21 protein-coding genes are annotated in these 24665 nt (G+C 70.2%); 6 read left to right on the plus strand and 15 right to left on the minus strand.

The window, feature by feature from the left end; genetic code table 11:
* Positions 1-32: 32 nt before the first annotated feature.
* Positions 33-791 carry a hypothetical protein gene (locus tag OO71_RS12185; RefSeq protein ID WP_033289810.1) on the plus strand — a complete coding sequence of 253 codons (759 nt, stop codon included), beginning with the start codon at positions 33-35 and terminating at the stop codon, positions 789-791.
* A 1-nt stretch (position 792) separates the two neighbouring features.
* On the opposite strand, the gene OO71_RS12190 is transcribed toward OO71_RS12185, so the two are convergent.
* From OO71_RS12190 to OO71_RS12255, 14 genes are all read right to left on the minus strand, one after another.
* Entirely contained in the window at positions 793-1758 is a 966-nt protein-coding gene (locus OO71_RS12190) for an oligopeptide/dipeptide ABC transporter ATP-binding protein (protein WP_033289811.1), read from the minus strand.
* Positions 1755-2738 carry an ABC transporter ATP-binding protein gene (locus OO71_RS12195; RefSeq protein WP_033289812.1) on the minus strand — a complete coding sequence of 328 codons (984 nt, stop codon included), beginning with the start codon at positions 2736-2738 and terminating at the stop codon, positions 1755-1757. The genes OO71_RS12190 and OO71_RS12195 overlap by 4 nt, the downstream gene beginning before the upstream one ends.
* Positions 2735-3607 (minus strand): ABC transporter permease, encoded by an 873-nt coding sequence (locus OO71_RS12200; RefSeq protein WP_051791475.1) that lies wholly within the window; start codon positions 3605-3607, stop codon positions 2735-2737. The genes OO71_RS12195 and OO71_RS12200 overlap by 4 nt, the downstream gene beginning before the upstream one ends.
* Positions 3604-4563, minus strand: a complete 960-nt coding sequence (locus tag OO71_RS12205) for an ABC transporter permease (RefSeq protein WP_033289813.1) — start codon at positions 4561-4563, stop codon at positions 3604-3606. Before OO71_RS12205 ends, OO71_RS12200 begins: the two co-directional genes overlap by 4 nt.
* 2 nt (positions 4564-4565) lie before the next feature.
* Positions 4566-6110: an ABC transporter substrate-binding protein gene (locus tag OO71_RS12210; RefSeq protein WP_033289814.1), complete on the minus strand. Its 1545-nt coding sequence runs from the start codon at positions 6108-6110 to the stop codon at positions 4566-4568.
* A gap of 134 nt (positions 6111-6244) precedes the next feature.
* Positions 6245-7663, minus strand: coding sequence for a Re/Si-specific NAD(P)(+) transhydrogenase subunit beta (pntB, locus tag OO71_RS12215; RefSeq protein ID WP_033289815.1), 1419 nt, complete (start codon positions 7661-7663; stop codon positions 6245-6247).
* A 16-nt stretch (positions 7664-7679) separates the two neighbouring features.
* The gene (locus OO71_RS12220; protein WP_033289816.1) at positions 7680-9206 is read right to left on the minus strand and encodes a Re/Si-specific NAD(P)(+) transhydrogenase subunit alpha; all 1527 of its coding nucleotides are present in this window, start codon (positions 9204-9206) and stop codon (positions 7680-7682) included.
* A 395-nt stretch (positions 9207-9601) separates the two neighbouring features.
* Entirely contained in the window at positions 9602-10576 is a 975-nt protein-coding gene (locus tag OO71_RS12225; RefSeq protein ID WP_033289817.1) for an NADPH:quinone oxidoreductase family protein, read from the minus strand.
* Between the two features lie 75 nt (positions 10577-10651).
* Complete coding sequence (locus tag OO71_RS12230) at positions 10652-11551, minus strand: LysR family transcriptional regulator (RefSeq protein WP_051791476.1); 900 nt, start codon at positions 11549-11551, stop codon at positions 10652-10654.
* 82 nt (positions 11552-11633) lie between these two features.
* A complete protein-coding gene (locus OO71_RS12235) occupies positions 11634-12446 on the minus strand; it encodes an SDR family NAD(P)-dependent oxidoreductase (protein WP_051791477.1) in 813 nt (270 codons plus the stop codon).
* A gap of 4 nt (positions 12447-12450) precedes the next feature.
* Positions 12451-13278: an alpha/beta fold hydrolase gene (locus OO71_RS47300; protein ID WP_051791478.1), complete on the minus strand. Its 828-nt coding sequence runs from the start codon at positions 13276-13278 to the stop codon at positions 12451-12453.
* Between the two features lie 28 nt (positions 13279-13306).
* Positions 13307-15208 (minus strand): flavin-containing monooxygenase, encoded by a 1902-nt coding sequence (locus OO71_RS12245; protein WP_033289908.1) that lies wholly within the window; start codon positions 15206-15208, stop codon positions 13307-13309.
* Positions 15201-16004, minus strand: a complete 804-nt coding sequence (locus OO71_RS12250; RefSeq protein WP_033289818.1) for an alpha/beta fold hydrolase — start codon at positions 16002-16004, stop codon at positions 15201-15203. The genes OO71_RS12245 and OO71_RS12250 overlap by 8 nt, the downstream gene beginning before the upstream one ends.
* Entirely contained in the window at positions 16001-16879 is an 879-nt protein-coding gene (locus tag OO71_RS12255; protein ID WP_156096269.1) for an ABC transporter ATP-binding protein, read from the minus strand. The genes OO71_RS12250 and OO71_RS12255 overlap by 4 nt, the downstream gene beginning before the upstream one ends.
* 171 nt (positions 16880-17050) lie before the next feature.
* On the opposite strand from OO71_RS12255, the gene OO71_RS12260 reads away from it, so the two are divergent.
* The 3 genes from OO71_RS12260 to OO71_RS12270 are packed head-to-tail and all read left to right on the plus strand — an operon-like array spanning position 17051 to position 19444.
* Entirely contained in the window at positions 17051-17881 is an 831-nt protein-coding gene (locus OO71_RS12260; protein ID WP_051791480.1) for an SDR family NAD(P)-dependent oxidoreductase, read from the plus strand.
* A gap of 37 nt (positions 17882-17918) precedes the next feature.
* A complete protein-coding gene (locus tag OO71_RS12265) occupies positions 17919-18764 on the plus strand; it encodes an ABC transporter permease (RefSeq protein ID WP_033289819.1) in 846 nt (281 codons plus the stop codon).
* Positions 18761-19444 carry an SDR family NAD(P)-dependent oxidoreductase gene (locus OO71_RS12270; protein ID WP_033289820.1) on the plus strand — a complete coding sequence of 228 codons (684 nt, stop codon included), beginning with the start codon at positions 18761-18763 and terminating at the stop codon, positions 19442-19444. The genes OO71_RS12265 and OO71_RS12270 overlap by 4 nt, the downstream gene beginning before the upstream one ends.
* A gap of 50 nt (positions 19445-19494) precedes the next feature.
* Here the strand turns inward: OO71_RS12270 and OO71_RS12275 are convergent, their stop codons facing one another.
* On the minus strand, positions 19495-20736 hold the full coding sequence (locus OO71_RS12275) for a cytochrome P450 (RefSeq protein ID WP_051791481.1): 1242 nt from the start codon (positions 20734-20736) through the stop codon (positions 19495-19497).
* A gap of 224 nt (positions 20737-20960) precedes the next feature.
* Between OO71_RS12275 and OO71_RS47305 the strand changes: the two genes are divergently transcribed.
* Both OO71_RS47305 and OO71_RS12285 read left to right on the plus strand, forming a co-directional pair.
* On the plus strand, positions 20961-23135 hold the full coding sequence (locus tag OO71_RS47305) for an acetate--CoA ligase family protein (RefSeq protein ID WP_051791482.1): 2175 nt from the start codon (positions 20961-20963) through the stop codon (positions 23133-23135).
* A complete protein-coding gene (locus OO71_RS12285) occupies positions 23132-24661 on the plus strand; it encodes an acyl-CoA carboxylase subunit beta (protein WP_033289821.1) in 1530 nt (509 codons plus the stop codon). Before OO71_RS47305 ends, OO71_RS12285 begins: the two co-directional genes overlap by 4 nt.
* Positions 24662-24665: the final 4 nt, after the last annotated feature.

Genomic DNA, 24665 nt, shown 5'->3' on the forward strand with positions numbered 1-24665 from the left:
TACGAAGTTTGCACATACGGTACGCTGAGGGCATGGCTGAGTCCAGATCATCGCGCGGCACCAGGACCGCGGGCCGCCCCCGCCGCAACCGGCCGCGGGAGGAAACGCGGGCGCTGCTGCTCGAAGCCGCGGCGCGGGTGACGATCGCCCGGGTCAGCCCGGCGACCGCGGAGGACCACAACCTGCTGGCCGACATCCGGATCACCGACGTGCTCGCCGAGGTCAACCGCTCGGTCGTCGGCTCGGAGCGCGGCGCGCGGATGACCACCGGGGCCTTCTACCAGATCTGGCCCAACCAGGCGGCTTTCCAGCGCGAGCTGCTCGCGCACATCATGGACCAGATCGCCGTCCCCGGCGCGAACGAGGTCGAGAAGCTGGCGTTCGAGCTCGTCGCGGACGGGGTGCCGGCGGCCGAGATCTTCCGCCAGGTCAACGATTCCGACTTCGAGGCGACCCGCACCACCCCGGAGCTGTTCCTCGCGCTCGGCCTGGGTGCCTTGGCCTCGCCGGAAATGGTCCGCGAGGCGCAGGCCGAGGCGAACGAGAAGTACGTCGCCTCGGTCGACCACCTCTTCAGCGCGCTGCTGCGCTATGCGGGCCGCCGCCTCCGCCCGGACCGCACGATGGAGGACCTGGTGTGGGCCACCGAAGCGCTCGCCGTCGGGTACCTGCTGCGCAGCCGGACCCACCCGGACATCCCGGAACGCAGCGACAGCAACGGCTGGAGCGCCCGGGCGACCGCATTCCTCGGCGTGATCGACGCCTTCACCGAGCCCGCCGAACGCGCCTGACCTACCGGTGCGCTGCCTCCGCCACCCGGAGGCAGGCGGTGCGGTGCGGACCGGAAACGACGTAGGGCGGGTCCTGCTCGGCGCATTCCGCAATGGCCCGGGGGCAGCGGCTGCGGAACCGGCATCCGCCGATCTGGGACAACGCACTGACGGGTTCTCCTTCCAGCGCCGGACCTTCGACCCGGCGGCGCGGCGCCAGGTCCGGCACCGCGTTCAGCAACGCCGTCGTGTACGGATGCTGCGGTGCCTCGAAAAGCTCCTCCGCCGGGGCGTCCTCGACGATCCGGCCGAGATACATCACCACGACGCGATCGCACAGCGCCCGCACCACGCCGAGGTCGTGCGAGATGAACACGAGTGTCAGCCCGAGTTCGCGGCGCAGGTCCGCCAGCAGGTTGATCACCTTCGCCTGCGCCGAAACGTCCAATGCGGACACTGCCTCGTCGGCCACCAGCACCTCGGGCTGCACGGCGAGCGCACGGGCGATCGCGACCCGCTGCCGCTGCCCGCCGGACAGCTCGCGGGGCCGCGCGTCGAGCACCCGGTACGGCAGCCCGACCATGTCGATGAGCCCGCGCAGCGCCGATTCGAGCCCGGCCGCCGGGACGAGATCGTGGTGCTGGATCAGCTCGGCCAGCACCGACCGTACGCGCCGGCGCGGGTTGAGCGAGGAAGCCGGGTCCTGGAACACCATCTGGATCCGCCGCCGCTCGCCCGGATCGCGATGCTTCGTGACGTCGGCGCCGTCGAAGAGCACCTGCCCGGCCACCGGCTCCACGAGCCCCATCAGGACGTTCGCCAGCGTGCTCTTCCCGCACCCGGACTCCCCGACCAGCCCGACGCAGTCCGCCTTGCCGATGTCCAGGTCGACCCCATCGACAGCACGCAGCAGCACCGAACCACCGTCGACAGCGTCACGCACCGGGAACTCGACCCGCAAATCACGCAGTTGCAGCAACGCAGTCATCCGACAGTTCCCTTCACCAGCAAGCTGTGGTGCAAACACGCGCTGTCGTGCCCCTCATGAACCGCAGCCAGCGGCGGATCCACTGCAGCACAAGCATCATCAGCCATCGAACACCGCGGCGCGAACCGGCAACCCGGCGCCAGCTGACCCGCGGTCGGCGGCGAACCGGGGATCGCCGACAAGCGGACCTGCGCGACATGCGCACGAGGCATCGAATCGATCAGCGCCCGCGTGTACGGATGCCGTGGATGGGTGACCAGCTCCTGCGTCGGCCCCTGTTCCACGATCCGCCCGGCGTACATCACCGCAGTCCGGTCCGCGATGCGCGAGATCACCGCGAGGTTGTGGCTCACGAACACCACCGCCAGCCCGCGATCCCGTTGCAACCGTTCGATCAGGGACAGGATCTGGTCCTGGATGGTCACGTCGAGCGCCGTCGTCGGTTCGTCGCACAGCAGCAGCCGTGGTTCCACCGACAGGGCCATCGCGATCATCACCCGCTGCCGCAGGCCTCCGGACAGCTCGTGCGGCCACGCCCGCATCCGTTGCCGCGGTTCAGGTACCCCGACCTCGCCCAGCAGGTCCACCGCTCGCCGCGCGGCTTCCTTCGCCGACAGGCCGCGGACCCGGGCTCCAGCCGCGACGAGGTCGCCGACCCGCATGGTCGGGTTCAGCGAGCTCATCGGCTCCTGGAACACCATCGACACGCCGTCCCCGCGCAAGGTCCGCGGTTCGCGCGCGTGCAGCGCACCGTCCACATCGGAGAACCGCAGCTGCCCGGTCCGCTGGTGCAAGGTCGCGGGGAGCAGGCCGAGCAGCGACCGCAGCGTCAAGCTCTTGCCGGACCCGGATTCGCCCACCAGGCCAAGACATTCGCCCGCATGCACGCGCAGCGAAACTCCCTCGACCAATACCGGGTCCATCGCCCGGCCACAGCCCACCGAGAGGTCCTCGAGGTCCAGTACACAGTGCCCGGTCATGCTGCCTTCAACCGATCGTCGAGCCCGTCGCCGACGAGCGCGAGGCCCATGGCGAGCAGGGCGATGGCGAAGCCGGGCGCGGCGACGAGCCACCAGTTCGTCGAGATGACGCCACGGCTGGCGCTGATCATGGCACCCCATTCGGCAGTGTCGATCGGGATTCCCACCCCGAGGAAGGACAGCGTGGACAGGGCCACGATCGCGAGCCCGATGTCCACGAACACGTACACCACGGTCTGCCCGATCGCGTTGGGCAGCACGTGCCACAGCACGATCCGGCGACGCGGCAGGCCGCCGGTGGTCGCCGCACGGATGTAGTCCAGCGACCGGACGCGGCGGATCTCGGTGCGCAGCAGCCGTGCGTACACGATCCACGAGATCACCGTGAACCCGATCAGCATCGGCACCTCACCGGGGCCGAGGAAGAACCAGCCGCTGCCCGCCCCGACCAGGCCGACCAGCGCGAGGAAGAAGATGAACAGCGGGAACGACACGATCACGTCGGAGATCCGCATGATCACCGCGTCGAGTGCGCGGCCGCCGAACCCGGCGATCATCCCGATCACGCTGCCCAGCACCGCGGGCAGGACCGTGCCGAGGATGCCGATCCGCAGGTCGATCCGCGCCGCGTAGACCAGCCGCGTCCACGCGTCGCGGCCCAGCTGGTCGGTGCCGAGCGGATGCTCCGCCGACGGCGCCGCGAGCCGGTGCAGCAGATCCTGGTGCAGCGGGTCGCCGGTGGTGATCAGCGGCGCGAACACCGCGGCGAGCACGAACAGCGCCACGATCACCCCGCCGCACACGATCTTGCCGGTGCCACGCCGGACCGTCCGGGCCGGTTTCTCCACTTCCAGTACCGCCGCGGTCATCTGCGCACCGTCCTCGGGTCGAGCACCTGCACCGCAGTTTCGCCGAGGAAGTTCGCGACGACCACCCCCACCGCGAAGAGCAGCGTGATTCCTTGCACCACATACACATCCTGCTTCTGCGACGCCATCACCAGCGCGCTGCCGAGACCCGGCACGCCGAACGTCGCTTCCAGCACCACGACGCCGAAGAACAGGTACCCGACGTTCAGCGCCAGCAACGTGATCACCGGACCCAGCGCATTGCGCAGCACGTGCCGCAGCATGAGCCGCGGGCCGCGGATGCCGAGCGACACCGCCACCGCAACGTAGTCCGAGTCGAGCACCTCGATGAGGCTGGACCGCAGGCTGCGCACGAGCACCGGGGTCAGCGCGATGGCCCCGGTGACCGACGGCAGCACGAGCGACCGCACCAGCTCGCCCGGCGTCGAGCCGAGCCCGGCGACCGGGAACCAGCGCGTCTGGATGGCGAGCAGCCGGATCAGCAGGAAGCCGACCCAGAACGACGGCAGGAACAACGCCAGCAGCATGGCGAGGCGCAGCACGTGGTCGGCCACCCGGTCCCGGAACCACGCGGTGGCCCAGGCGAGCAGCAGCGTGCCGACCACCGACAGCAGCAAGGTACCCAGCATCAGCCACGCCGTGTCGGCGATGCGCTGGCCGATGATGGCGGTGACCTGCCGCCCGTCCACCGACACCCCGAGGTCGCCGCGGACCATCCGGGCCAGGTAGTCGAGGTACTGCACGGGCAGGCTGCGGTCCAGCCCCAGCTGGTGCCGCAGTGCCTGCACCGCTTCCTCGGACGCCCGCGGGCCGAGCCGCAACCGGGCCGCATCGCCCGGCGCGACCTGGGTGAGCACGAACACGACGAGCGTCACGGCCAGCACCACGACCACCAGCTGGCCGCACTTCGCCGCGAGCGTCCTGGCGAGGCGGGCGCCTCTGCGCGAATCGACCATGCTTACCGGTTCACCCACAGCTCATCGGCGGTGAAGACCTCGTACGGCGACGGCACGAACCCGTGCACCTTGTCCGACACCGCGTACGTCATGTCCGGCACCGCAAGCGGAATCACCGCCGTGCTGTCGTAGGCGTACTGCTCGAACTGCTTCACCGCGTCGGTCACCGCCGGATCGTCCGCCGCGGCGTGCACCGTGGCGAGTACCTTGTCGATCGGCGCCTGATCTGCCTTGGAGTACAGGAAACCACTCGACGCGATGTACCCGAGCGGGTCGAGCGGGCTCGGCGCGAGCGCGCTGTAGGTGAACATCCCCAGCTGGAAATCGCCCTTGCCGAGCTTGTCCAGCAGGGTACTGCTCGGCACCGGCGTGACCTCCACGTTGATGCCCGCCGCCTTCGCCATCGGCACGATTGCTTGCGCCGCAAGCTTTTCCGGCCCACCGGCGTCACTGGAGACGATCAGGTGCAGCGGCGCACCGGTGTACCCGGACTCGGCCACGAGCTGTTTCGCCTTGGCCAGATCGGTCTGACCCCAATCGCAACCAGCGCAGCTCGCAACGCCCGGAACCACCTGCGGCAGCAGGCTGGTGGCCTGCCGGGCGTGCCCGACGTAGCCGCCTTCGACCAGCGCACGGTGATCGATCGCGAGCGTGAGTGCCTTGCGCAGCTTCGGATTGTCCAGCGGCGCCGCGGAGGCCTGGGTGACGAGCACGCTCACGCCCGAGGACGGCGTACTGTGCGTCTGCCCTTGCTGGTACTGCCCGGCGAGCTCCGCCTCGACGTTGTTGACCAGGTCGAGCTGCCCGCTCTGGAACTGCAGCAGCTGCTGGTTCGAGTCGGTGACGAACTTGTAGTCCAGCTTGTCCAGCCGCGGGAGCCCGGGACGGTAGTAATGCTCGTTGCGGGTCAGGTTGATCGACTGGCTCGGCACCTGCGACTCGATCGCGAACGGGCCCGCGCCGACCGGCTGCTTCCAGAACTCCTCCGCGGTCTTGCCGCCGTAGTCCACCGGGAAGATCGCCGCGTTCGACGTGGCCAGAATGCCGATCAACGCCTTGTCCGGCGCGGAAAGCTCGAACACCGCGGTGTGCGGGTCCGGGGTGAGCACGTCGTGCACCGACTCGAAATAGCTGCCGTACAGCTCTCCGGCCCGCCACAGCCCGAAGGAGAATTTGACGTCGGCCGACGTCACCGGCGCGCCGGTGCTGAACTTCGCCGCCGGGTCGAGGGTGAAGGTGAGCGTCTTCTTCGCCGGGTCGTACTGGTAGGACGACGCCAGCCCGGGCAGCAGCTGCTTCCCGTCCGGGCTCGTCCGCAGCAGCGCGGCGAACACCTGCGCGAACACCTGGTAACTCGACACCAGCTGGGCTTCCTGCGGATTCCAGCTGTCCGGTACGTCGGACACCGCCACCGCGAGCGTGCCGCCGCGGGCCGGCGCCTCGTCACCGCCGCCGCCCGCCGAAGGCGTGCCACATCCCGCCGCGACGAGCAGTGCCGCGGCCGCCGCCAGCACCCCGCAACGAGCCCGAACCGTGCGCAGTCCCATGCCGCCTCCTGCGTTCATAAGAAATCTACGTAGTTGGGAGGTTACGTCTGCCTGCATCCCGTGTCCAGCCCGGGTGCACGGCAAAAACCCCGGGTCCCGATCGGGACCCGGGGTTGCCGGAAAGGACTAGCGGGTCAGAGCGCGGCGAGGATGTCGCTGACGCGGTCCTTGGCGTCGCCGAAGAGCATGGCGGAGTTGTCGCGGAAGAACAGCGGGTTCTGCACCCCCGCGTACCCCGACGCCATCGATCGCTTGAACACGACGACGTTCGCCGCCTCCCACACGGTCAGCACCGGCATGCCCGCGATCGGGCTGCCCGGGTCCTCGGCCGCGGACGGGTTGACCGTGTCGTTCGCGCCGATCACGAGGACGACGTCGGTGTCGGCGAAGTCGCCGTTGATCTCGTCCAGTTCGAGCACGATGTCGTACGGCACCTTGGCTTCCGCGAGCAGCACGTTCATGTGCCCGGGCAGCCGCCCGGCGACCGGGTGGATGCCGAACCGGACCTCGACGCCCTTGTCCCGCAGCTTCCGGGTCAGCTCGGCCACGCCGTACTGCGCCTGCGCGACCGCCATCCCGTAGCCCGGGGTGATGATCACCCGCGACGCGCTGGCCAGCAGCTCCGCCGCGCCCTCGGCGTTGATCTCGCGGTGCTCGCCGTAGTCCTTGTCCCCGGACGGACCGGCCTCGATCCCGAACCCGCCCGCGATCACGGAGATGAACGACCGGTTCATCGCCTTGCACATGATGTAGGACAGGTACGCACCGGACGAGCCCACGAGCGCGCCGGTGATGATCAGCAGGTCGTTCTCCAGCAGGAACCCGGACGCCGCCGCGGCCCAGCCGGAATAGCTGTTCAGCATCGACACGACCACCGGCATGTCCCCGCCGCCGATCGACGCGACCAGGTGCCAGCCGAGCGCGAGGGCGAGGACGGTGACCACGATCAGCAGCCACAGTGCCGGGCTCGCCACGAACCACGCGGTGAACCCGATGAACAGGACCACCGCACCGAGGTTCAGGAAGTTCTTGCCGGGCAGCATCAACGGCGCGGACTTGATCCGCGCGGACAGCTTCAGGTTGGCCACGATCGACCCGGTGAAGGTCACCGCTCCGATGAACACGCCGATGAACACCTCGGCGTGGTGAATCCCCAGTGTGCCAAGGAAACCCAGGTGCTGCGCCTCGGCGCCACCCGGATCGGATTCGACCTGCAGGTACCCGTTCCAGCCCACCAGCACGGCGGCGAGACCGACGAACGAGTGCAGCAGGGCGATCAGCTCGGGCATCCCGGTCATCTCGACCACGGCCGCGCGCCGCAGCCCGATCCCCGCCCCGATCACCATCGCGATGATGAGCAACGCGATCGAGGTGCCGGTGATCTCGCCGGTGACGGCCTGGGTGATCGTCGCGATCAGCGCGACGATCATGCCCGCGATCCCGAAGTAGTTCCCCGCCCGCGCGGTTTCGTGCCGGGACAACCCCGCCAGCGCGAGAATGAACAGCAGCGCGGCCACGATGTAGGCAGCCTGGCTTGCAGTGTGCACAGTCATGTCAGGGCCTCTCGGGTCAGCTGCGGGAGAACATGGCGAGCATCCGGCGCGTGACCGCGAACCCACCGAAGATGTTGATGGTCGCGAGCAGCGTCGCCACCGCGGCAAGCACCACCACGACCGTGTTGCCGCTGACCAGATTCAGCAATGCCCCCACCACGATGATCCCGGAGATCGCGTTCGTCACCGACATCAACGGCGTGTGCAACGCATGATGCACATTCCCGATCACGTAGTACCCGATCACGATCGCCAGCGCGAACACCGTCAGATGCGGCAGCAGCGCCGCCGGAGCCAGCGCCGCCAGCAACAGGAACACCGCCGCGATCCCGAGCACCACACCGAGGCGGCGGCCCATCGTCACGGGCTGCTTCTCCGGTTTCTCCTTGGCTGCCGGTGCCGCCGCGGGCGCTGCCGGGGCGGCAGAGACCTGCACCGGAGGCGGCGGCCAGGTCAGCTCGCCGTCCTTCACGACCGTCATCGACCGGATCACGACGTCGTCGAAATCGATGACCAGCCGGCCGTCTTTCTCCGGCGTCATCAGCTTCATCAGGTTGACGAGGTTGGTGCCGTACAGCTGCGACGCCTGCGCCGGAAGCCGCCCGGCCAGGTCCGTGTAGCCGATGATCGTGACGCCGTTGCCCGTCACGATGCTTTCACCGGCCACGGAACCCTCGACGTTGCCGCCGTTCGCCGCGGCCATGTCCACGATCACCGAACCGGCCTTCATCGACGCCACCATCTCGCCGGTGATGATCCGCGGCGCCGGACGGCCCGGAATCAACGCCGTCGTCACGATGATGTCGACGTCCTGGCTTTGCGCGGCGTACAGCTCCGCCTCGCGTGCCTTGTAGTCGTCGCCCATCTCTTTCGCGTACCCGGTGGCGGAAACCTCCGCGTTCGGGTCCTCGATGGACAGATACTCCCCGCCGAGGCTCCTCACCTGGTCGGCCACTTCCGGGCGCGGGTCGGTCGCGCGCACGATCGCCCCGAGGCTGCCTGCCGCGCCGATCGCCGCCAGCCCGGCGACGCCCGCACCGACGACCAGCACCTTCGCCGGAGCGACCTTGCCGGCCGCGGTCACCTGCCCGGTGAAGAACCGCCCGAACGCGTGCGCGGCCTCCACGACCGCGCGGTACCCGGCGATGTTCGCCATCGAACTCAAGACGTCCAGCGACTGTGCCCGGCTGATCCGGGGCACCGCATCCATCGCCATCGCGGTGATCGGCCGCTTCGCCAGATCCTCCACGAGCTCCGGGTCGAGCGCCGGGGACAGCAGGCTGACCACCGTTGCCCCCGGTTTCACCGCAGTCAGCTGCTCGGCGGACGGCGCGTTGACCCCGAAGACGATGTCCGCCTCGGTGACGGCGCTGATCGTGGCCCCGGCGCCGGTGTACGCCTCGTCGAAGAACCCGGACGCCAGCCCGGCCCCCGGCTCGACGGCCACCTCGTAGCCCAGCCCGCGCAACTTGCCCACGGTCTCCGGCGTCGCGGCGACCCGCGTCTCGCCCGGCCGGGCTTCCTTGAGGACCCCGATCAGCATGCTGTCTCCTTCCCCGCTCATCGCGGCAGAGCCTGCGTCCGGTACAGGTGGGCCGGATCTTCCCATGCCGCGGGGGCTCCGGCGGGCACCCGGCCCGTGTTCCCGGCCACCCGCGCGCCTCCGCCGCACCAACCGGCGCGTCCTGGCTGCTCCGTGACGTTCGCCACGTCCCGCATCATCACGGTGACCTCCTGGTCAGGCGGCCTCGCCGCCTCCGTACTAAGCGCTCGCTTAGCGGAGCAGACTAGCTGCTGATCAGTCCTCAACGTCAAGGGAAAACCGGTCATACCGCACTGTTACCCACATCACGGGCGAGCTGAATCGATCACCTTCCACAGTGGACTGCGCGCGAAAGCGCGGCGCCCGCCCGGGCGCCGCTGCTCAGTCCCCGCTGCTCAGTCCCGTACCCGCAGGACCAGCTTTCCCATCGCCTTGCGGTTGTCGATGGCCTCCAGCGCGTCCCGGACCTCCGCGAGCGCGTAACTGCCCCCGAGCGGCGGCACGATCGCCCCGGCGGACAGCTTCGGCAGGAAGTCCTCCCACTGGCCCTGCAGGTAGCCGGGGCGGCCCAGGGCGTACGCGCCCCAGCCGACGCCCACCACGTCGAGGTTGTTCAGCAGCAGCCGGTTCACCTTGACCTCCGGGATCGACCCCGCGGTGAACCCGATCACGAGCATCCGGCCGTCCGCGGCGAGGCACCGCAGGGAGTCCGTGAACCGGTCCCCGCCGACGACGTCCGCCACCAGGTCGACGCCCCGGCCGCCGGTGGCCGTCTTGATCGCGTCCTTGAACCCATCGGCCAGCACGTATTCGTCCGCCCCGGCCGCGACCGCCATCTCGCCTTTCTCCGGCGTCGAGACCACGCCGTACACCGCTCCGGCCCCGAACGCCTTCGCCACCTGGATGACCGCGGTCCCGACACCGCCCGCCGCGCCGTGCACCAGCACCGTCTCGCCCGGTTCCAGCCGTCCCCGCCGCCGCAGCGCGAAATGCGCGGTCAGGTAGTTGAACGGGATCGCGGCCGCCTGCTCGAAGCCGAGGCTGTCCGGGATGGGGAAGACGGCGTCCGCCGAGCACGCGACCTGCTCGGCGAACCCGCCGAGAAACGGCAGCGCCGCCACCCGGTCGCCCACCCGCACGGCGGCATCGGCGGGTGCCTCGGCCACGACCCCGGCCACCTCCGCGCCCGGGATGAACGGCAGGTCCGGCTTGACCTGGTAGCGCCCCCGCGACTGCAGCACCTCGGGAAACGACACCCCGGCGGCATGCACGTCGATCAGCACGTCGCCGTCCTTGCGCACCGGCGGCGCCGCGTCCACCACGGAGACGGTCGACGGGCCCTCGAGATCCTTGATGTGTACGGCTTTCATACCGGGGACTCTAGGGACGCTTTCCCCGCAACGGAAGCAGCGGGACGCTATCGCCGGGCCAGCGAACCGCGTACGTCACACCAGATTCTTCGACGACCGGATCTGCCGCAGCAACGTCTCCACGATCCGCCCCCGCAACTCCCCCGTCCGCACGATCGCCGACAACGTCGTCTGCGCCCACGGCTTGTTGATCGGAATCAACGTCACCCCATTACCACTCGTCGTCGACGGCGCCAACGTGTTCGCAATCGCGATCCCCACCCCCGCCCGCACCATCCGCTGCGCCGTCTCCGCACCATCAGTCGTGTACACAATCCGCGCGTCGATACCGCTCGTGAGCTCCTCGAACGCCTTGCGCAGGATGCTGCCCTCGCGGAAGTAGATGAGCGGTTCGCCGGACAGGTCGTCGATGTCGAACGTCTCCGCGCGCGCCAGCGGGTGCGTGTCGGGTACGCACAGCACCAGGCGGCCGGTCATCAGGTCGACGTAGTGCAGCCGGTCGTCGTCCGGTGGCTCGCCGGGGAGCGGGACCCGCGTGATGAGACCGAGGTCGAACGTGCCGTCGAGGACGCCGTCGCGCACGATGTACGTGCCGCCTTCGGTGACCTCGAAGCGGATGTTCGGATGTCCCTCGTGCATTTCGCGGACGAGGTGCGGCAGCACCCGCATGCTGCCGATCGCGACGGTACCCATGCTGACCGTGCCGATCTTGAGGCCGTCGATCGCGCTGGCCTCCTGCCGGAGCAGGTCCTCGGCCCGGATCGCCGCCTTCACGTGCGGCAGGATCCGCTCCGCCGCATCCGTCGGCCGGACCCCGTGCGCACCGCGCATCACCAGGACGACCCCGAGGTCCTCCTCGAGCCGCTGCACCTGGTTGGTGATGGTCGGCTGCGACACGCCGAGCTCGTGGGCCGCCTGCCGGAAGGAGCCGGTGCGCAGCGCCGCCTCGAGGTAGCGCAACTGCTCGAATCTCACGCTCGACCCCTACTCCCGCCGGGACCGCGGCGCCGCTGCCGCCGTCCTCCCGGCCATCGTATGGTCGAGCGCCCCCGGATGCTCAGCCGGAAAGCAGGTCGAGACCGGTCGCGTCGACCGCGCGGGCCCCGCCGTCGATCGGGATCGTGGCGCCGGTGACGTACCCGGCGGCCGGGGTGAGCAGAAATGCGATCGCCGCGGCGACCTCGTAGGGCTGGCCGAGCCGGCGCAGCATCGTCTTGCCGCTGAACTGCTCCACCATCGCGCGGGCGTGCTCCCCGGCGAGGAACCGCGGCGACAGGAACAATCCCGGCGCCACCGCGTTGACCCGGATGCCCTCCGGCCCGTACTCGTCGGCCAGCTGCCGCACCCAGCTCTCCAGCGCCGCCTTCGCCGGGCCGTACCCCGCGGCGTAGCTGCCCGCGCGGGTGCCGTTGATGCTGGACACGTAGACGACCGCGGAATCCGGGCGGGCCAGCAGCGGGACCAGGTGCTGGGCGGCGAGGAAGGCGTGCGTCAGGTTGACCCGGAAGTCCTTCTCCCATTCGGCGAGAGTGAAGTCCGGCAACGGTTTCCGCTGCATCTGGCCGATCACGTCCACGTACCCGTGCAGGGGCGCGCTGGCGGCATACGACGCGAGCGCGCGGGCACCGTCCTCGGTGGACACATCGGCGGCGAACCGGTCCGCACCCAGTTCTGCGGCGAGTTTTCCGAGAGCTTCCCGGTCGACGTCGACCAGCAGCAGCTGCGCGCCGAGCGACGCGAGCGTGCGGGCCACGTGCTCACCGATACCGGCCGCCCCGCCCAGCACGGCGAACCGCCTGCCATCGAGGCGGAACAGCCCGTCGTGCCGGACGTCCGGGGCGGCGACAGCGTCGTGGGGGTCGTCGAACACGGTTTCAGGCTCCGTTCACGAAGTCGGCGATGATGCGCCAAGTCTGCTCGGGGTGGCTGATGTTCGGGGCATGCCGGTACGGCACCGGCGCGACCGTGACGGCCGGGCAGAGATCGGCCAGGTGCTTGACCCAGCCCCGTTCGACCAGCGGGTCACTCGCGCAGTCGAACAGCAGGACCGGCGTCGTGACGTCGGCGAACGGCGCCGGGTACGGATCGGCGGGCCGCGCGATCCGCAGCGGCTCCGGCGGCGACGCGTGCGGGGCGAGCATCCCGGCGTAGTGCCCGGGCATCGCGGCCCAGCGCATCCGGGCGCCGATCTGGTCCTCGATCCCGGGGTGGTCGTCGCACAGGAGCCGGACCAGCCGGGTCATGTCCTCGCGGGTCCCGTCGTACCCGGCCAGCTCGGCACTCGCCGCACTCCGCCACGGGCCGCCGGTGCCGCTGATCGACGTCACCGACGCGATCCGCGCACTCGACCGGGCATCCAGCAGCGCCCGCAGCGCAATGGACCCGCCGAAGGAGTTGCCGGCCAGGTGAATCGGGCCGGTGACCCCGAGCCGGTCGAGCAGCGCGTAGACGTGCCGCAGCCGGAAGCCGAACGGCGACTGGTCGAGCCGGACCGCCTTGGCCGACCCGCCGAAGCCCAGCAGGTCCGGCGCAATCACCCGGTGGGTGCGGGCCGCGAGCGGAAGCACCGAGCCCCAGGTGACGTCCGAGGAAGCGCCCCAGGCACCGTCGTGGAGGAAGACCACAGTGGACTCGTGGTCTTCTCCCCCGGTGAGGTAACGGGTTTCGAGATCGTTGACGACGATCGTGTGTTCGGTGATCACTGTGCACTGTCTCCTTAGGACGGACCGGTCACCGGAACTCGTACTGGTCGGGATCGACGGCCTGGGTGCTGCTGATGTAGCGGTGCGCGGAAAGCGGCCACATGACCGTCGAGCGGCCCTCGGCGTTGTGGTACCAGCTGTGGGTCTTGGACCAGCCCCACACCCGCATCGCACCGGCCTCGCCGACTTCGTCGCGGTATTTCTCGAAAACGTCGCGGCGCAGCGAAAGGGACGATTTCCCGGTGGCCAGCAACTGTTCCACCGCGCTGAGCAAATACACCGACTGGCATTCGATGAACAGCACGAGATTGCCGTGCAGCAGCAGATTCGTATTGGGGCCGTACATGCAGAACAGGTTCGGGAAATCCGGGATGGTCAGCCCCAGGTAAGCACACGCGTCGATGCCCCACGACTCGTGCAGGTCCACCCCGCCCGCGCCGGTGACCTTCATCGGCATCAGGAAGTCCGAGGCGTTGAACCCGGTGCCGAAGACGATCACGTCGACGGGGACGTAGTGGCCGTCCTCGGTGTGGATGCCGCTGCCGTCGATGCGGGCGATGCGCTTGGTGACGAGTTCGACGTGGTCCTGTTTGAGCGTGGCGACCCAGGTCCCGTCGTCGCGGATGATCCGCTTCGCGCCGGGCGGATAGTCGGGGATGATCTTCGCGGCGAGGTCGGGGCGGTCCTCGATCTGGCCGAGCAGGTACCCGGTGAGCAGTTCGCGCAGCTTTTCGTTGGCCGCGGACACCGCGTGCTCGGTGGGCGGGTACGCCGGATCGACGGTCGCGGCGGCCAGCCTGCCGATCGCGCGGGGCAGGAAGATCGAGAACCGGTAGTACGCCCGGTACAGCGGAACCTCGCGCAGCAACGCCCGTTCCGCCTCGGGGACGTCCTGGCGCAGCTCCGGGGTCGGCTGCAGATAGGGGGCGCTGCGCTGGAAGATCGTGAGCGACTCCGCCGCCCGCGCGATGGCCGGGGCGACCTGGACGCCGGTCGCGCCGGTGCCGATGATCGCGACCCGTTTCCCGGCGAGGTCGACCCCGTGGTCCCACTGCGCGGTGTGGAACACCGGGCCGTCGAACGTGTCGAGGCCGTCGATGCGCGGGATCATCGGCCGGTTCAGCTGGCCGACGGCGGACACCAGGACGGAGAACTCCTCGGTCCGCGCGGTGCCGTCCGGGCCTTTCGTGGTCACCGCCCAGTGCTGCTGCTCGTCGTCCCACGCGGCCGCGGTGGCCTCGGTGCCGAAGCGGATGTGCGCCAGCAGCCCGTTTTCCTCCGCGAACGCCCGCAGATAATGGAAAATGACGTCCTGGCGGCAGAAGTACGACGGCCAGTCGTGCGGGAAGAACGAATACGTGTAAATGTGGCTGTGCACGTCGATCCGGCAGTCGGGATAGCTGTTCTCGTACCAGGTCCCGCCGACATCGTCGTTCTTTTCGAGGATGGTGAAATCGACCCCGGCCTGTTTCATCCGCAGCCCGGCCATCAGCCCGGACAGACCGGCGCCGACGATCGCCACCCGCATCGGGCGGGCCGGGTCGAGTTCGTCCTTCGTCCACTTCGGCGCGCGCGGGTCGGTGCCCGGCGGCACGAACGCGACGCGCAGCAGGTCCGCGTCCTCGCCTGCGGACCGGTCGAGTGCCCAGGCGGCAATGGATTCGAGGACCGTCGCGGACGGTTCGGCGGGCCAGCCGCTCAGGTCGGCGAGGAACGGTTCGAGGGCCGCGAAGCAGAACTCCCGTGCCGCCGCGTCGGTTTCCGCGTCCAGTCCGGTGGCGGGCAGGAGGTCCGGATCGGGCCGCCACTGCGGGCGCAGCACGGACGGGTCGTCGGTGAGATGCGCGACGAGCATCAGCAGCGCGGGGGTCTCGGCTGCCTGCAGGTGGCCGCGTACCTGCTCCGGGGACGGCTGGGCGGAATCAGACAACGCGGGCATCCTTAGGGGTATCAGCGGCGGCGAAGAACTCCGCCAGCAGCGCTGCCACGGGCGCGGGATGGGTGAACGCGGTGAGGTGACCACCGGGCGCGAACCGCAGGTCGGCATGCGGGATCGACGCGTGCAGGCTTTCCAGGACCGCGCGGGGAGTGCTGACGTCGTCGGTACCGCCGAGCACGAGAGCGGGCACCGACGGTGGCACGGAGAACTCGCCGACGGCGGTCATGGCTTCGAGGTACGCGGCGTGGATTCCGGGGTCCCCGCTCAGGAACTGGTCACGGGCGCGGCCGAGCAGCGGGTGCGGCTCGCCGCCGAACCAGCGTGACATCGTCAGGTCGGCGAGCGCGGCCAGCCCGCCCGGCGCGCGGGCCGCCTCCGCCCGCGCCCGGGCACCGGCGCGCGCATTGTCGTCGTACGAACCTGTGGTCGCCATGAGCACGGCCGCCTCGGCGAGGTCGGGGTGCCGGTGCGCCAAAGCCTGTACGACCATCCCGCCGAGGGAAATCCCCGCCACGGCAACGCTGGTCATGCCAAGGGTCCGGGCGAGCAGCGCGATGTCGTCGGCCACCCCGGCCAGCGAGATCGCACCCGGGTCACCTTCGCTTTCGCCGTGGCCGCGTAGATCCGGTAGTACGCAACGGAATCTGCCGTCCAGCTCGGCCGCGAGCGGCTCGAACCACGAACCGTCGAGCGCGAGCGAGTGCACCAGGATCAGCGGACGCGGGCCGTCGCCGACGACCCGGTACGCGAGCCCGGTGCCGTCCGCCGCGTCGATCCATTCGGTCACGAGGACGCCTCCTGGTCGGCTTGGCGCCGTTCCTCCGCGGCGGCGACTTCCTCGCGCAGCCGCCCCGACAGCGTTTCGAGGTACTTGCCGAACTCCGGCGACGCCGTGCGCATTTCCTGCGTGCGCGGGCGCGGCAGGTCGATCCGCAGGTCCGCGACGATCCGGCCGGGCCGCGCGGCCATCAGCACCACCCGGTCGCTGAGCAGGATCGCTTCCTCCAGGTCGTGCGTGACGAACACGACCGTGGGCCGTTCCTCCTCCCACAGCCGGATGAACTCCTGCTGCTGGTTCGCCCGGGTCTGCGCGTCCAGTGCGGCGAACGGCTCGTCCATCAGCACGACGCGCGGGCTCTGCACGAGGGTCCGCGCGATCGCGACGCGCTGCCGCATGCCTTGCGACAGGTGCAGGACGTCCGAATCGGCGAACTCCTCCAACCGGACCCGGCGCAGCCATTCGTCGGCGCGCCGCCGCCGTTCCGCCGCCGAAACGTGCCGGACTTCCAGGCCCAGTTCGACATTGCGCCGGACGCGGCGCCACGGCAGCAGCGCGTCACGGGCGAACATGAAGGCGACGTCGTCGGACGTGCGCTCGACCGGTTCGCCGTCGAGCAGCACGCTCCCGGCACGCGGCCGTTCCAGTCCCCCGGCCATCGCGAGCGCGGTGGTCTTGCCGCAGCCGGACGGGCCGACGATGCTGACGAACTCCGACGCGCCGATGTCCAGGTCGAAATCCTCCAGGACGAGCACCGCGCGCTTGCCGTGGATGAAGTTGTGGCTGACGTGCCGGAAGGTGATCGGCGCACCGGCCGGAGCCGCTTGCCCGTCCTGCTGCGATGCGGATTCCGGCCTCGGATACACCATGCTGGTCTGCCTCATTGCAACTCCGCTGGGTCGGTCGAGAGAACCGTGATGCTCCGCGACCCGGGCCGCAGGTGTCAATACGAACCGGCGCCCGCGCGGGCTATCGCTCCGATAGCCCGCGAAGCGTTGCCAGAACGGCGGCCGGTGGCGAGCCTGAGTCCGGAACCGGACCTTCGGAGGACAGCGATGACACCGGCGCAGCAAGCGGTTTCGCCGTTCGGCGGCGTGCAGTTCGACTTTCGCGGCCGGGTGGCCGTGGTGACCGGTGCGACCGGCGGGATCGGCGGCGCGGTCGCCTGCCGGTTCGCCGCCGCGGGCGCCGACCTCGTGGTGCACGGGCGGCGGGCCGACGCACTCGCCGAGGTCGTGACCGAGATCCGCAAACAGGGTCGCGACGCGGTCGCGGTCACCGGCAACATCCGGGACCCGCAGACCGCGGCCGACATCGCCGCCGCGGCGGAAAACCGCTTCGGCCGCGTGGACATCCTGATCAACAATGCCGGCGGCAACTTCGGCGCGCGGCTCGACGAACTGTCGGTCAATGCGTGGAATGCGATGATCGAGGCGAACCTCAGCGGCGCCTTCCATCTGGCGACCGCGTGCCTGCCGTCGTTCCGGCGCCAAGGCGGCGGCGCGGTGGTGAACATCGGGTCCGCCTCGGCCGGGCACGCGCATCCGCTGCGAGGTGCCTACGCCGCGGCCAAAGCCGGTCTCGCGTCGCTCACGCGCACGATGGCGTGGGAGTGGTCGGACCTGAATGTCCGCGTGAACTGCCTGGAGCCGGGCGCGGTCGTCACCGCCGCTTCGCGGTTCGCCGCCGAGGACGTCGAGGCCCGGGTTGCCCGGTTTGTCGCGATGAACCGGCTCGGCCGCCCCGAGGACATCGCGCCGGTGTGCCTTTTCCTGTGCTCGGCGGGTGCGGCGTACCTGACCGGGCAGACGGTGGTCGTGAACGGCGGCCCGCACACCGCGACCCCGGCCGACATCGACCTGGTGCGCGCGCCGCTCGCGGAGTAGTGATGATGCCCGTAGACCCCCGGACCCGGGAGGAACAATGAGCCGATCGATCGTTGCGGACGGAACTGCCGCCGTGGACCTCCCAGCGATGGAACACGCCGTGTTCGCCGAACGGCGCAAGCGCCGGACGCGGGTACGGCTGCAGGTGTGGGCGATCCGGATCGCGGTCGCGGTCGTGCTCGTCGGCGGCTGGTACTTCGCGTCGCACCAGGGTCTCATCAACCCGTTGTTCGTCTCGTCCCCCGACGCGGTCGCGAAAGGGCTCGTGAACCAGCTCGGCGACGCCGCGTTCTGGACCGACGTGTCCGCGACCTTCGGCGGCGCGCTCGCCGGGCTCGCCGCGGGCGGGCTGCTCGGGATCGTGACCGGCGTCGTGTTCTCCCGGTCCGAGGTACTCGAACGCGCCGCGACCCCGTTCCTCACGCTGGCCAACAGCCTGCCGCGGCCCGCGCTGGCCCCGATCTTCATCCTGTGGTTCGGCCTCGGTTTCGCGCCGAAAGCCCTGGTCGCGGGCAGCGTCGTGTACTTCGTCCTGCTCACCTCCACGCTGGCCTCGCTGCGCGGGATCGACCACGACGTGCTGCAGCTGACCAGGTCGCTCTCGATGTCGCCGGTGCAGCGGTTCCTCAAGATCGAGCTGCCGGCCGCGCTGCCGAGCATCGTCGGCGCGCTGCGTCTCGGTGCGGTGTACGCGGTGCTGGGCGCGGTTTTGTCGGAAATGGTCGGTGCCTATTACGGCCTCGGGCAGCGGCTGGTCGTGCTCACCGGCAACTTCAAGGTCGCCGAGTCGTTCGCGGTGCTGATCTTCATGGGGATCATGTCGATGGTCCTCGACTACACCATCAAGGGCCTGGAACACGTGGTCGCGAGCCGGTCCCGGTGACCGCGCCGCTGCTGGTCACCGGCGGTTCCGCGGGGATCGGCGCCCGGCTGGTCACGGCATTCGCCGCCGACCGGCCGGTCGTCGTGCTGGATCCCGCCGCACCCGCTGACCCGGTACCCGGGGTGCGGTACCTCGCCGCGGACGTGACCGACCACGAATCGCTGGCTGAAGCGGTGTCCGCCGCAGGACCCCTGGCCGGGCTCGTGCACTGCGCCGGAATCTGCCGCAGCGGGCCGTTCCTGGACATGCCGGTCCGCGACTGGACCCGCATCCTGGAGGTCAACCTGCACGGCACGCTCGCAACGGTCCAGGCCTGCGCCCCCTCGATCACCGACGGCGGGCGGATCGTGCTCTTCTCCTCCGGTACGGCGTTCAAGGGCCCGGCCGGGCTCGCGGCGTACGTCGCAGCCAAAGCCGGGGTGATCGGGTTCGCCCGGTCGATGGCCGCCGAACTCGGCGACCGCGGGATCACCGTGAACGTCATCGCCCCCGGCCTCGTCGCGACGGCGTTGTCGGCGGACCTGCTGGCCGCGGAACCGGCGACCATTGCCGCGCGGGCGATCTCCCGTCCGTCCACAGTGGACGACTTCGTGGAACCGGTGCGCTTCCTGCTGTCCCCCGGCGCATCCTTCGTGACGGGGCAGACAATCGTCGTCGACGGTGGCGCGTACAAGCACTAGAAAAGCCCGCTCCCCCAAGCAGATCCGAGGGAGCGGGCTTTCCCGCGTGGTCACAGCGTGACGTTCAATTCCTTCAAACTGAAGAACGCCCGATCATCCCGATACGCCAAATGAGTCACCTCCGGGTCGACGAGCCTCATCTCCGGGAACCGCGCGAAGATCCGCGGCAACGCGACCCGCAGTTCCATCCGGGCGAGGTTCTGCCCCACACACTGATGCGGACCGAAGCTGAACGCGAGGTGCTGCGGACGCTCGACCGGGATCTCGAAGTCCTCCCATGTCGTCCGTTCGTACTTGCTCTCGTCGTGGTTGGCCGACCAGATCGACGCGACCACGCCTTCGCCCTTGCGGAACGTGTGCTCGCCGATCGTGATGTCCTCGGTCGCGGCTCGGCGCGGGCCCATGCGCGCCACCGAATGCACGCGCAGCAGCTCTTCGATCGCGACCTCCCAGGTGCGTTCTCCGGACCGCAGCAACGCGAGCTGGTCCGGGCGGCGCAGCAGGGTGAAGATCGACAGCCCGATCATGCCCGCGGTCGTGTCGTGGCCGCCGATGATGAGGATCGTGATCAGGGCCGCGAGCTGGTCGCGGGTGATGCCGCCCGCCTCGTACTGCTCACAGATCATGTGGCTCAGCAGGTCGTCGGCCGGGTCGGCCTCCTTGAGTGCCGCGTACTCGAGGCCGAGCGCGCGGAACTCCTCGACCGTGCGGTACATCTCCTCCTGCGGCAGCGAAAGCGTCGTCTGCCGTTCGGTGAGGTCGAAGAACCTCGGGGCGTCCTCGATCGGGATGCCCAGCATCCGCGTGATGACCGTGGTCGGGATGGCGAGCGCGAACTGCGAAACCAGGTCCACCGGGCCCGTCTCCCCGGCCAGTGCGTCGAGGTGGGTGTCGACGATCTCCTCGACCTGCGGCCGGTAGTTCTCGACCGCACGCGGCGTGAAGTACTTGACCACGCACCGGCGCAGCGTCGTGTGCAGCGGCGGGTCCTGCCGGATCATGCTGTCGGCCACCAGCGGGTGGTCCGAGCCCGGCAGCCCGCGCACCGGGAAGCCGGGCGTGTGCGGGTTGGCGCTGAACCGGTTGTCCGACAGGATCGCCTTGACGTCGTCGTACTTCGTCGCGAGCCACGACGTCTTGCCGCCGCCGAGGCCGACCTCGCTGACCGGGCAGCCGGCCCGCAGGTCGCGGAAGTACGGCGGATCGTCCAGCGGCCGTTCCGGCGCCGGGTCCAGCGACAGCTCCCGCAGGTGCGGGCACTCGCTCACGGGTTCGGCGGTGCGGTCTTCCACGGCATCTCCTCGCTGCTTCGGGGCACGGCTCGCGGTCATCATCCGTCGCGCCGCCGCCCCGGGGAAGCCGCGGCGCGCTGGCGCCCCGATCGGGACCGGCTATCGCCGGGTGCGATAGCGATCCGCCATCACCGGTCCACGGTTCGCGGCATTCCCCGGACCCGCCGTGACCGGCCACACTCGCCGGACCACGAACGTGCACCCGCCCGAGGAAGGGAAGCCGCTTGACCGAGAACTCCCCACGGCCACCGGTCGCCGCCCTCGCGCCCGGTGCCGGGGTCGTCCCCGAACCCGAGGCCAAAGACCTCTTGCGCAGCGCCGGAATCGCGGTGCCGCGGGGCCAGGCGCACGCCGACCCGCTCGTCGCCGCGCAAGGCCTGCACGGCGACCTGGTCCTGAAAGCCGTGTCCCCGACACTCGTGCACAAATCCGACGCCGGCGGGGTCCGGGTCGGGGTCGCCCGCGCCGACCTGGCCGCCGAAGCCGCCGCGATGACCGCCGCACTCGCCACGCACGGCCACCGGATCGACCGGTTCCTCGTCGAGGAGAAAGCCGCGCCGGGGCACGAGGTCATCGTCGGCGCGGTACGCACCCCCGGCGTCGGCTGGGTCGTGATGCTCGGCCTCGGTGGCGTTTTCGTCGAGGTGTTCGCCGACGTCGCCTTCGGCATCGCCCCGCTGACCGCGTCCGACGTCACGGCCATGCTGTCCGAGCTCAAAGGCGCGGCTCTGCTCCGCGGCGCCCGCGGCGGAACTGCCGCCGACCTCGACGCGCTCGTGTCGCTGGTCCTGCGGATCGGCGGCGACGACGGCTTGCTCGCTTCTCTCCCACCGGAGATAACCGAGGTCGACCTCAACCCGGTCATCGTCACCTCCGAGCACGCCATCGCAGTAGATGCGCGGCTCGTCCGGTCCAGTATCGAAGAGGAACCGGCCGCCCGGAAACCCCGGCCGCACAGCGACTTCGGCCGTCTGTTCCGCCCGCGCACGATCGCGGTGCTGGGCGCCAGCGCAACCGGGACGAACCTCGCGAACCGGTACCTCGCCGACCTGCAGGCCTCCGGTTTCCCCGGCAAGCTGGTCCCGGTCCACCCGTCCGCCGACCGGATCGAGGGCCTGCCGGCCTGCCGGTCCCTGCGCGAGGCGGGACCGATCGACTACGCCTACGTGGCGCTCCCGGCCAAGGTCGTCCCCGACGCGCTCGACGCGGCCCCGGGCACGGTCGCGTTCGCCCAGGTGGTCAGCAGTGGTTTCGGCGAGGTCCCCGAAGGCGTGGAACTCGAACGGGACCTGGTGGCCCGGATGGCCGCGCAGGGCACCCGCGTGCTCGGCCCGAACTGCCTCGGCATGCACAGCTCCGCCGCGCGCGTCAGCTTCATCCCGGACCCGCCGCTGCAGCCCGGCCGCATCGCGGTGGTGTCGCAGAGCGGCGGGCTGAGCGTCGACATCCTGCGGCTCGGCGAGGCCCGCGGGCTCGCGTTCCACAGCGTGACCAGTATCGGCAATTCGTCCGATGTGGACGCGGCAGAGCTGGTCGGGCACCTCCTCGGCGACCCGGACGTCGACGTCATCGGGCTGTACCTGGAGTCGCTCGCCGCCGGGAAAGCAGTCCTCGACCTGTCGCGGGATCTGGGCAAACCGGTCGTCCTGCTCGCCGGAGGCCGTACTGCCGCCGGTTCGCGGGCGGCGACCAGCCACACCGGCGCGCTGACCGGCAACCACCGGCTGTGGCCCGCGTTGTGCCGCCAAGCCGGGATCGCGCTCGCCGACTCGCTCGAGGAATTCCTCGACGTCCTGCTGACCTTCGACACCGTCCGGCTCGACGGACCCCCGCCGGAAACCCGCGACGCGGTGCTGTTCGGCAACGGCGGCGGCGCGAGCGTACTGGCCACAGATGCCTTGGCGCGCCACGGGTTTTCCGTTCCACCGCTGCCGGACCAGACCGTCGCGCGGATCGAGGCACTCGGTCTCCCGCCGGGCAACGGGCTCGCCAACCCGATCGACACCCCCGCAGGCACCCTTGCGGTGGGCGGCGGCACCGTCGCCGGTGACGTCCTGACGCTCGTGCTGGAATCGGCGTCGCCGTCGATCCTCATCACGCACCTCAACGTCGGCATCATCCAGCGGAATCTCGCGCAGCAGTACGGCGACGTCACCGGCACGATCATCGCCAGCATCGCCGGCGCGCCCGCGAACGGCACCCAGCAGTTCCTCGTGCTGAAGGGTGACGGCCGTCCGGACATGGCCGACGCCATCGCCGGGTACACCCGCCAGGCGCAGCTGCTCGGCCTGCCGGTGTTCGGCACGGTCGACGAAGCCGGCCGGGTCGCCAGGGCACTGCTCGACTTCCAGCACCGCCGCGCCACCACCGCCTCGACCGGAAAGGCCACCCAGCCATGACCATCGACCACGAGCTCCGGCACAAGGAGCGGCGCGCGCACGCCCTCGCGATGGGCGGCGAACGCAAGCTGGCCGCCCGGGCCGAACGGGGCGAGCTCAACGCCCGCGAACGCGTCGCCCGGCTCTTCGACGAGGACACCTTCCGCGAGATGGGTCTCTTCGCGACCTCGAACATCGACGCCGACCAGCACGTCACCCCCGCCGACGGCAAGGTCACCGGCACCGGTTGCGTCGACGGCAGGCGCGCCGGGGTGATCGCATACGACTTCACCGTCAAGGGCGCGTCCTCGGGCGCGGTCAGCAACAAGAAGATGGGCCACCTCAAGGATCTCACCGCGCGCCGCGGCATTCCGCTGGTGTACCTCGCCGAGTCCACCGGGGTGCGGATGCCCGATGTCATGGGCGGCACCGGGCTCGGGAACGCCAACGACCGCACGCGGTTCCTGCGCCGCCGCACCAATCCGTGGGTCTCGGCAGCCTTCGGGTACTCCTTCGGCTCGGCTGCCTGGCACACCGTGAGCTCCGATTTCGCGGTGCTGCGCAAGGGCGCGGTGATGGCGGTGTCCAGCCCGCAGCTCGTGAGCCGGGCGACCGGACAGCAGGTCGACGGCCAGGAGCTCGGCGGCTGGAAGCTGCACTCCGAGGTCACCGGGTTCGCCGACGCGGTCGCCGACACCGACGAGGAGGCGATCGACCTCCTGCGGCGGTTCCTGAGCTATCTGCCCGCACACAACGGTGAAGCGCCGCCGGTCGCGCCGGTGCCCGCGGGCTCGGCCGGGCGCGGAGACCAGCTGCACTCGCTGGTCCCGCTGGAACGCACGAAGGTGTACGACGTGCGCAAGGTGATCGAGGTGATCGCGGACCTCGGCAGCGTGTTCCCGGTCAAGGAACGCTTCGGCAAGTCGCTGGTGACCTCGCTGTGCCGGATCGGCGGCCAGTCCGTCGGGATCATCGCGAACAACCCGATGTTCAAGGGCGGGGCGATCGACGCGGCCGCCTGCGCCAAGGCGACGAGCTTCATCGTGCTGTGCGATTCGTACAACATCCCGCTCGTGTTCCTCGTCGACCAGCCCGGCTTCCTGATCGGGCCGGACGGCGAGCGCAGCGGCATCGTCGGCAAGGTCATCAACTGGATGAACGCCCTGTCGCTCGCGACCGTGCCGAAGGTGACGGTGATGCTGCGCAAGAACTACGGGCAGGGCTACGTGAACATGGGCGGCGCCTGGACCACCGACGCGATGGCCGCGTGGTGGACCGCCGAGGTGAGCTTCATGGACCCGCGCTCGGCCGTCGGGGTGGTGCACGGGATCGACCCGGCCACCGAACCGGAGCTCTACGAACGGCGGCTGGCCGAAATGGCCAAGGAGTCGACCGGGTACGACGTCGCCCGCGTCTACGGCGTGCAGGACGTCATCGACCCCGCGGGGACCCGGGAGTTCATCCTCGGCGCGCTCGAGGACAACGCGCTGGCCCGCACCGGCGGCGTCGGCGAGCACCACCTCAGCACCTGGCCCACGAGTTACTAGGCGG

The organism is Amycolatopsis jejuensis (genome assembly GCF_000717335.1).
GTDB classification, from domain to species: domain Bacteria; phylum Actinomycetota; class Actinomycetes; order Mycobacteriales; family Pseudonocardiaceae; genus Amycolatopsis; species Amycolatopsis jejuensis.